Source organism: Candidatus Aquicultor secundus, from assembly GCF_002791875.1.
GTDB lineage: Bacteria > Actinomycetota > Aquicultoria > Aquicultorales > Aquicultoraceae > Aquicultor_A > Aquicultor_A secundus.
In genome coordinates, this window is record NZ_PFNG01000143.1 from 5,956 (window position 1) to 14,268 (window position 8,313).

10 protein-coding genes are annotated in these 8,313 nt (G+C 49.0%); 1 reads left to right on the forward strand and 9 read right to left on the reverse strand.

Translation table 11 applies throughout. From position 1 onward, the window contains the following. Together COY37_RS05830 and COY37_RS05835 are read right to left on the reverse strand one after the other, a co-directional pair. The coding region (locus tag COY37_RS05830) for a PadR family transcriptional regulator (RefSeq protein WP_286976700.1) at positions 1-484 on the reverse strand (484 nt) is incomplete at its 3' end. Positions 485-673: 189 nt separating this feature from the next. Next, positions 674-1,384 carry a tetratricopeptide repeat protein gene (locus COY37_RS05835; protein WP_286678400.1) on the reverse strand — a complete coding sequence of 237 codons (711 nt, stop codon included), beginning with the start codon at positions 1,382-1,384 and terminating at the stop codon, positions 674-676. Positions 1,385-1,592: 208 nt separating this feature from the next. Between COY37_RS05835 and COY37_RS05840 the strand changes: the two genes are divergently transcribed. Beyond that, positions 1,593-2,186 carry a sortase gene (locus COY37_RS05840; protein WP_286678399.1) on the forward strand — a complete coding sequence of 198 codons (594 nt, stop codon included), beginning with the start codon at positions 1,593-1,595 and terminating at the stop codon, positions 2,184-2,186. Positions 2,187-2,208: 22 nt separating this feature from the next. Here COY37_RS05840 and COY37_RS05845 read toward each other — a convergent pair whose 3' ends face one another. The 7 genes from COY37_RS05845 to COY37_RS05875 form a co-directional block, all read right to left on the reverse strand. Then, positions 2,209-2,685, reverse strand: coding sequence for an RDD family protein (locus tag COY37_RS05845; RefSeq protein ID WP_286678398.1), 477 nt, complete (start codon positions 2,683-2,685; stop codon positions 2,209-2,211). A gap of 128 nt (positions 2,686-2,813) precedes the next feature. Then, the gene (locus COY37_RS05850) at positions 2,814-3,602 is read right to left on the reverse strand and encodes an MTAP family purine nucleoside phosphorylase (RefSeq protein ID WP_286678397.1); all 789 of its coding nucleotides are present in this window, start codon (positions 3,600-3,602) and stop codon (positions 2,814-2,816) included. Positions 3,603-3,679: 77 nt separating this feature from the next. Beyond that, positions 3,680-4,366 carry a TIGR04283 family arsenosugar biosynthesis glycosyltransferase gene (locus COY37_RS05855; protein ID WP_286678396.1) on the reverse strand — a complete coding sequence of 229 codons (687 nt, stop codon included), beginning with the start codon at positions 4,364-4,366 and terminating at the stop codon, positions 3,680-3,682. A 52-nt stretch (positions 4,367-4,418) separates the two neighbouring features. Beyond that, positions 4,419-4,958 (reverse strand): C-GCAxxG-C-C family (seleno)protein, encoded by a 540-nt coding sequence (locus COY37_RS05860; protein ID WP_286678395.1) that lies wholly within the window; start codon positions 4,956-4,958, stop codon positions 4,419-4,421. After that, positions 4,942-5,898 carry a lysylphosphatidylglycerol synthase transmembrane domain-containing protein gene (locus COY37_RS05865; RefSeq protein ID WP_286678394.1) on the reverse strand — a complete coding sequence of 319 codons (957 nt, stop codon included), beginning with the start codon at positions 5,896-5,898 and terminating at the stop codon, positions 4,942-4,944. The genes COY37_RS05860 and COY37_RS05865 overlap by 17 nt, the downstream gene beginning before the upstream one ends. A gap of 184 nt (positions 5,899-6,082) precedes the next feature. Then, entirely contained in the window at positions 6,083-7,096 is a 1,014-nt protein-coding gene (locus COY37_RS05870) for a biotin synthase BioB (RefSeq protein ID WP_286976707.1), read from the reverse strand. A gap of 264 nt (positions 7,097-7,360) precedes the next feature. Next, positions 7,361-8,059, reverse strand: a complete 699-nt coding sequence (locus COY37_RS05875; protein ID WP_286976709.1) for a TIGR04282 family arsenosugar biosynthesis glycosyltransferase — start codon at positions 8,057-8,059, stop codon at positions 7,361-7,363. Positions 8,060-8,313: the final 254 nt, after the last annotated feature.

Here is an 8,313-nt window from a genome sequence, read left to right on the forward strand (position 1 = left end):
CCGCATCTGCATGGAACAGGGCGGCATCAAGCAATAGGTCGGTCATTAAAATATCCCGGTTGGCCGCCTGCCGCGAGAGGAGGTACTTCTTGCGGGTCAGCTCGGCCATCTTAGCCAGGTACATCTGCCGCTGTTCCGCAAGCAGCTGTAACATCGCTTCCTTATCAAGTGGGTCCATGAAGGCAAGCTTAACGAATATCTCGTCTCGAAGCGGTCTTACTTTGACCATGGGCTTAACAAGCCAATCTTTGAATTCCTTTACACCCTTTGGCGTAATTTGGTAGACCCTTCGCTCTGCTCCCTCATCGCCTTCACTAACACTTACTGCTAGCCCATCTTTTATCAGTCTATCTATAGTGGTATATATTTGGCCGAAGTTTACGTCCCAAAAACCACCGGCTATCTCATCGAATGAATTCTTTAGCTCATAACCGTTCTGAGGTTGCTTGGCAAGCAGACCCAATAACCCGTGTTTCACCGACATTACTATACCCCCTTATATATTATTATATATATACTAGTATATACTAGACAAGAGCTTTTTAAGAAATATTGATGGTTTTTTAACGAATTTTGGAATCGTTGCGTAAGCAGACGGATCGGTTTTTATTTTGGGTAGAAATTAGCGCAGCATTATACGCATATGTGGTTATCGTAACTCAATGCGTTGCGACTATTTACTGCCTAAAAACTTCTTAGCCTTTGCGTTGTCTTTGTCGAGTTTCAAAGCCTCCTGCCATTCCGCTGTAGCTAAGGCTGTCTTCCCCTGAGCCTGATAGGCCAGCCCAAGCTCGGCATGTAGATCACCAATATTGGCGCCGAAAGGTTGGGCTTTAATAAGCCCGGACAGGATAGTAACGGCCTTCTCCGGTTTGCCCATCTCGCGATAGACATAAGCTATCATTATATCCGCTGGATAGAGGCTTTTATTGAGCGCTTTTGCTTTTTGTAAGTGGTCAAGCGCCTTATCGAACTCACGCCTGCTCTTATAGATAACTCCGAGATTATACTGCGCTTCAGGTTGATTCGCGTTGAGCTTAAGGCTTGCCACGTACTCGTTCTCGGCATCCTTAATCTTTCCGACAGAGGAATACCCTTGAGCCAGGCTAAGGTGTGCCTTGCTGTCGTTCGGATTAAGCGATACCGCTTTTTGCAGCCTCAATACGGCATCGGGGATATTTCCAGTCTGGAAAGCACTCATGCCGCTATCGTAAGATTTCTTGAATTCAGCATCACGCCGGCTCTCAATTACACGAGAGCCCACTACAGCTATCGCTATTGCAGCAACTACCGCTACAGACGCAACGATAGCGATCACCATCTTCTTAGATCCCTTGGCCTTGCCTCCGGAACCTAAAGAAATTTGATGGCTTAAAACGTTCATTAAATCGCCTCCTAAGGATTCAGTACTAAAACTTCTATCGCATCCCTAATCCTTGTAGGCCAATTATATACGTTGGCAGATATCTTATCAAGGCTCTTTAACATATTGCGGTGCGTTATTGTGAAAATCCTCACGAGGATTGGAGCCTTACTGTATATTTGACCTATCTCGCATTGTAATTGACCGCCCGCAACAATATACTGTTTTTATGGCAGGGCAGAAGAAAAAAAGTACGGCTAAGTCGAATCCGAAAAAGAGATACGGTACTATCGGTACTACCCAAAAAGTAGTGGGAGGTATTGTCCTCTTTGCGGGCATGGCGTTGCTTATATCTCTTTACCTGCCAAAAATCTATGCGACTATCGCCCCGGAGCCCAAGATAAACCCTATTGTGCTCGAGCGTGGGCATTTTTGGATCGTTATCCCGAAAATTAGAGTCGATTCGCCGGTAATGCCGGCAGTAACAAAAGATTTCTTGCGCAGGGGTGTATCGCATGTTGCCGATAGCGGCTTTCCGGGGGAAGGCAAGAATTGCATTATCGCAGGTCATAACTATGACCCGGCAAAATGGGTTCCGCAAACGACCTTCGGGCTTTTATATGAACTTAAGAAAGGCGACGACATTTACGTCGCCAACCGGGGGAAAGAATACCATTACGTTGTCGAGAGCCGGACATCGCTCCCCGCAGACGACCCAAAACTCTATGAGAAAACAGACCACGAGCAGCTTACCCTCTTAACCTGCACCCCGTATAAAACCACGACGCAACGAACCAAAGTCGTGGCGTTACCCGCCAACTAATGTCTGTTTGGCAAGTCGAGTGCTATGCCTCCTGCCTGACGCCGGATTCTGCCACCTGCTGATTCGATCGCAATGCGAACGTCCCCGCGACGATATCGTGAACCGATTGGTAGTCCTCGTCGGTCAGCATCCTGAAAAAATCGACCAGGGTATACGCGAAAGCCAGGAAGCCGAAAAATACGCTGTTTATAATCCATATCCCAAACGAGAGTTTTGCCAACGGCCTTATAAAGCACTTCAACAGCGACGGCCTCTCGAATGTGGTACGGTCGACAATTCTGATGCCCAGTGCAAGTTTCCCGAGCGTTGCCCCGAAGTAATAAAGTGTTAGGGCCTCGTAGCCGACGAAGAGAATGATTACGCCGAGCACCCGCGTATCTATCAACCCGGGAAACACGTTCGGACGCAGGTACACCAGCCACAGGATGGCTAGAACCAGCAGACCGTCAAGCAAGAACGCCATGCTCCGGCGTAAAGGGCCGGCAAGATTATGATTCATATCCACCTCCTCCAGGTGTCTCAATACTAACTTCAATACTCACTATATCACCGGATTTAATATTAAACGATGCTTTACCCGGTAATTCAATTTATCGGCAAAAGCCGACGCCTTATGTGGTGAGGGGCCTACTCAAATTTGTACAGGATACCGTCGAAGCCGATTTCATCCAGGTTTAGGGATTGAATCGTGTGTTTAATGAGCTTGGGAAGCACGGTTGCCGCAAGGGAAAGGTTGCTATCGAGCACCTCGATCGGGGTCGGCTTGGGGCTTACCCCGTTGGCGTAGTCTACCCCAAAGCCTATTAACTGATATGGGATTTCAAGCTCACCCGAGAGCACCGCTTCGGGTCCACAGGTCTGGCTTATCGCTGTCACCCTGGCGGATTGCAGGGAGCGTATCTCCGCTTTTGAGTTAAACCTGGGCCCGTTCACGTGACCGTAGGTGCCGCCGTCTAAATGGTTGATATTTAGATCGGCGGCCGCTTTTGCAGCTAGCCCCCGAATATATGATGAGAAGGGGGACGAGAATATGTAGTGCGCCCGCTCCGGTCCGCCCGGTGCGGTAAACATCGTGCAAATCTCCCCGTTGGGCAGGCGGTTTTCAGGAAAGTAAAGGTCATCGAATAAAATCACCCGCCCGAGTCCCAGAAGCCTATCCACCACACCCATCACCGATGTCGCGATAATTGCACACACGCCGGTTTCCTTTAAAGCGAATATGTTCGCCCGGTAGTTTATCATATTCGGTAGAAGCTCGTGGTTTCTGCCATGACGGGCGATAAACGCGACGTCTTTACCATCGATTGAGCCCAGGCTTACTTCGGCCTCCCCAAACGGTGTAGTGATGGTTTTTTCTTCTTTCAGCTCGAGGTCCTTCAGCTTATACAGACCGGAGCCGGTTATTACGCCGATCAATTCATCGACCCTCTATCTTTTAAACATCTGCCAAACGTCTGCCTTTTAAGCTTTTTCTATTAGCTATCAGGCAACAGTTACCGGACATCTGCATATATCGCGGCCAGCTTCTTTGGGGAGACGCGCGCATAGAAAAGCAATCGTATGAGCCACATCAGAAGAATTGTCCTGGCCAGCCCTTTTTTCTCCCAGCGACGCGCCGCTGTTATAACGTAAAGCGGCAATCTGATTACTTTACCGGCATCTTTTAATCGTACCGCTAGATCGATGTCTTCGCAAAGCTCAATCTCTTTGAAGCCGCCCATCTTTTCAAATACTGATTTTCTCACGAATATCGCCTGGTCGCCGGTAAATCCGCCGAAGATACCGTCCCGAACATTTATCAGCGCCCCAATCATCCTGTAAGGTGCGGCCGGATTATCTAATTTTACCTTAAAGCGGCCGCCGGCAACCGCATCCTCGCGCATGGCCGATTCGATGGATGTAAGCGCATCGGCGCCGATATACGTATCCGCATGCAGGAATAGAAGGATATCGCCGGAAGCCGCGCGCGCGCCCGCATTCATCTGACAGGCTCTGCCACGCGGGGTCTCTACCAGGTTGATGTTTGCCAAGTCATAGCCTCGCGCAACCTCGACGGTCTTATCGGTACTGCCGCCATCGCAGATCAGTAATTCGAAATCCCCTTCAAGGGCTTTAATTTGCTGCAGAAAAGCAGGTAGAGCCGCTTCCTCGTTAAGAACCGGAATTATGATCGAAATCATCAAGCACCTTATCCTACGCCGACATTTGCGTCCCTAACATCATGAGAACATTTTATGGGACCATCATCCTTTTCGATACCATGTCGACCAGAAGTCTGGCCGTCATGGCCGTAATCTCCTTGCACCGGCGATCGGCCTGTTTGTCTTTAAAATCACTGCCCTTTCGCAAAACCCGGCAGCACGTCGACTTAAAGGTATCCTTAAAACGATCATGGAATCTACCGCTTAAATCGAGAGTTTTCGTGCGTTTTCGCGGCTTTTTATCGTCGGCCGATATAACACCGATAAAAAGCGAGGCGCCCGTAAGTGCCCCGCAAGTGCACCCGCAGTAACCAATGCCCCCGGTAAATGCGGCCGCGCCTTTTATGATTTCTGCCGGGATGGCGACATCGAATGTCTCGGCGGCCGACAGCATGACCGACTGGGCGCAGTTATAGCCTTGATCGAAACAGTGGGCCGCCCGCTCGTACGCGGCGTCTCCCCGCGAGGGCTCAACACCGACATCGATTATCTGCGGCGCACTGTCAAGAGCTTTATCTATTTTATCCATAATCCTGGCAACGAGCGGTTTTCTCCTATTTTCGAGCAGCAAATATCACGCCCCCTATCAGGCTGACCAACGTCACTATCAGAAAAAAATAGATTGACACTGCGATTGACTCCTCGGTTGAAAGGCCCACCTGCGAGAAGAAATACACGTAGGTAGCCTCACGCACCCCAAGGCCGTTTAATGAAACCGGAAGCATGGTAATCGCAGAAATTATCGGGATAGATAACAGCACGAAGGCAGCCGGCACATTAAGCCCAAGCGCCTTTAAGATAAAGATATTGATCAAGACGACCATAAGTTGGAAGATAAGCGAGTAAATAAGCACTTTAAGTAGGGTCGGTTTGTGCTCGACTGAGGAGCGCATGGATTCCGCCATGTTTTTGAGTTTTTTGACGAACGCCGACTCAAATCTTTCAAGCACCGCGCCAAACTTATGCGCATACAGCACGACGATGAGCGACGCCATGCAAACGGCGACAAATGCGATGATAAGCGGCAAGTAGCGCGTAAGGTACCCCGAGCTAAACGCGACGCCACATAGAACTATCAACCCCAGCGTAAATGATGCCAGAACGCGCTCGGCAACCACCGATGCGGCTGCTGTGGGACCATCTTTGGTTATCTTACGCAGGTCGTATACCCGCACGACATCCCCTCCGATGCTTGTCGGCATGAAGTTGTTGAAAAACAGACCGACGAAGTACGACGAAACGAGGCTTCTCAGCGGCACTGCAAACCCCTGCGCGATCGTTAAGAGCTGCCACTTATACGCGCTGACGATTATTGAAAACACCGTCAACAAAAGCGCGATCAACAGGTAGACGGGCGAAGAATGTTGTATAAGCTCGATATATTTATGCGTATCCGATTTATACAGCAGGGTCGCGATCAACGCCACGCTTACCGCGATTTTTATGAATGCAAAGTAGCGCGGTTGTTTCTTCTGTTCGATATATGAAAGTTTTCGTGCGGCTTCAAGCATATCAATCTCTCCCGACAACCAGGAGTCAAACCAACTCTAACTCATACAGCCTTTACCGGCTCTACACCTGGGATTTGGCCACATTTATCTTTAGCTTTCCGGTTCTTCTCAAACGGCATAGCGCATCGGTCCCAACCCGCCAAAATCCCAGCAAAAAGAAGATACGCCTCCCGAGAAACTACTCCTAAACCAACACCGACGGCAAAGCCGCTATGCTTGCGCCTTTACGAACTTTAAAACCTGCCTCTTCAAGAATTCGCCGGCAGTGTTTTACATTTTGACCCCTGCCATATTGCGTGTCGGCTTCAGTATCGCGCGGGTTCGGACCTGCCTCAGCCCAAATTAAATTAGCTCCGGCCATCAAAGCCGGAAGATTTGGCTCATGCGTACAATGTGCTTGGACGGTATCGCCCATCACCAGCCTGGTTACAGCTACTATTCGTGCCAATTCCCTGAAGGTAATTTCACCATGTTTAGCCAAAGCAGTCCCAGGCACTGCTGTGCGCTTCATTGCACCGCTGAAAGACACGCTGTGTTCTCGACCCCAAAACATTAAATCAACTAACTCTTCAATAGTATGTTCCGGGCCAACCGGCTCCACGCATACCTGAACAACCAGGCCGACCTCCTTAGCATTGGATATTGTTTCCTCGCGTTTTGAAGCTGGAATACGCGTATCGGTCCCTTCTCGCAAACGCAAGGCATGGTAAACAGCCGTAAAGCCGGCATCTTTTAGCTCATGGGCCTGACTTAAAGTTAAATCCCCTGTGTTGGCAACCATGGGGATATCGCGCGGGATAGATATACGCACAGCTTCAGCCATAGATACAAAACCGCTAAATGGATAATTGGCTGTACTCATTAAATAAATTGCATTTGCTCCAGCTTCAGCAAAGCTTTTTGCCGTTTGAATTAAAGTTTTCTCATCCCAGTAAATTGCTTCCTTAACAACACCAGACGATTTTGAAAAGGCGCAAAAACCGCAGCTTTTACTGCACGGTGCGTAATCCAACCCAATCTGTGCGCAAACTTCAGCCTGGTTATCAAAGTGCTTTCGCGTTAGGTAGTTTGCAGTTGCGCATAGGGCATAAAACGCCCAGGAGTCAAGGTCAACCTGCAGAAGTCTCGTTGCTTCATCCGGATTAGGAATATAGCCTTTTTGACAATCCTTCAAAAGTTTTTCAATATATAAATTCAACTGGAAACCCTCCCCATGACCCATCGATCTCACTTCTTCCACACTCCTTTGCCATCATTGTGCCCTTATTATGAAAACTTATCATTATATCGACGATATTAAGTACTTATTCTCTATGTGTCAAGCAGCTGGTTGGATTATTGCATAATATAACGCTGGTTGGAATTAATTATCAATCAATCATGCATAACAAGTTAGCGGGCCAGGACACTACAACCACATGCAAATGGCAAGCGCATATGTCAGGGTGATTAATTATAAGGATTAGTAATTAATGGCATTGAGTAATGCGCTGGTGGCCGGCGCCTCGGAGGGGTTCTCGCGAAGCTCGGCGGCCAGCCTTAGCAGGTTAGCATGGGTGTCGATATCGTACCAGGTGAGGAGCTGTTTTACTGTAAGATTAGCCGAGCGAATGCGGTCGAGCGTTTGATGTAAGACAACGTCCGTTGACCAATTGATACCGTCAAATAAAATCTCGAAATGCTCGCGCAAGCCCAGCAGGTAATAACCCCCATCGTGGCTGGGGCCGATCACAACATCATGATTCGATAGCTCTGTAAGGGCCGATTCCAGCACTTCGTATGGCATGGTCGGCGAATCGGCACCGATAACAAGCACCCGGTCAAAGCTCTGGAACAAAATCCCCAGAATCCGGCTCATTCGCTCCCCTAAATCGCCCTTGCCCTGGTCGATTGCTGTATAAGAACCGGGGACCGATAGATTCCCGGTTCTCGTCATGCCATGCTCCAGCGAGGAATCGCTGTCCAGCGCAATAAATTTTATAACGCTCCCAATTCTGTCCACCTTATGTATGGTGTCCTCCAGAAAAGCGGCGTAAAGCGCAGCGGACTCCTCCGGGGAAAGCGGCGGGCACAGCCTCGTTTTAACATTACCGGGAACCGGCCTCTTTGCCATAATGACAATCGCGGAGCGCTCAGTAAATCCATCCATAGCCATACTCATACTCATACTCATACTCATACTCATGCTCATGCTCATGCTCATATCTTACGCCCTATTCGTGTTGCGATAAAATCTCGCCAAATTCGGCCCGCACCGGCAGCTCACTTCTACTCGTTTCAACTAGTACCGCGACATCCTACTTTCTGTGCATGTCATTCTGAGGGAGCGATTAGCAATTGATTGTCATTCTGAAGGAGCGAAGCGACTGAAGAATCTTGGGTGCGGAAACCTTTTTCTTATGCAGGAGGGTCTAA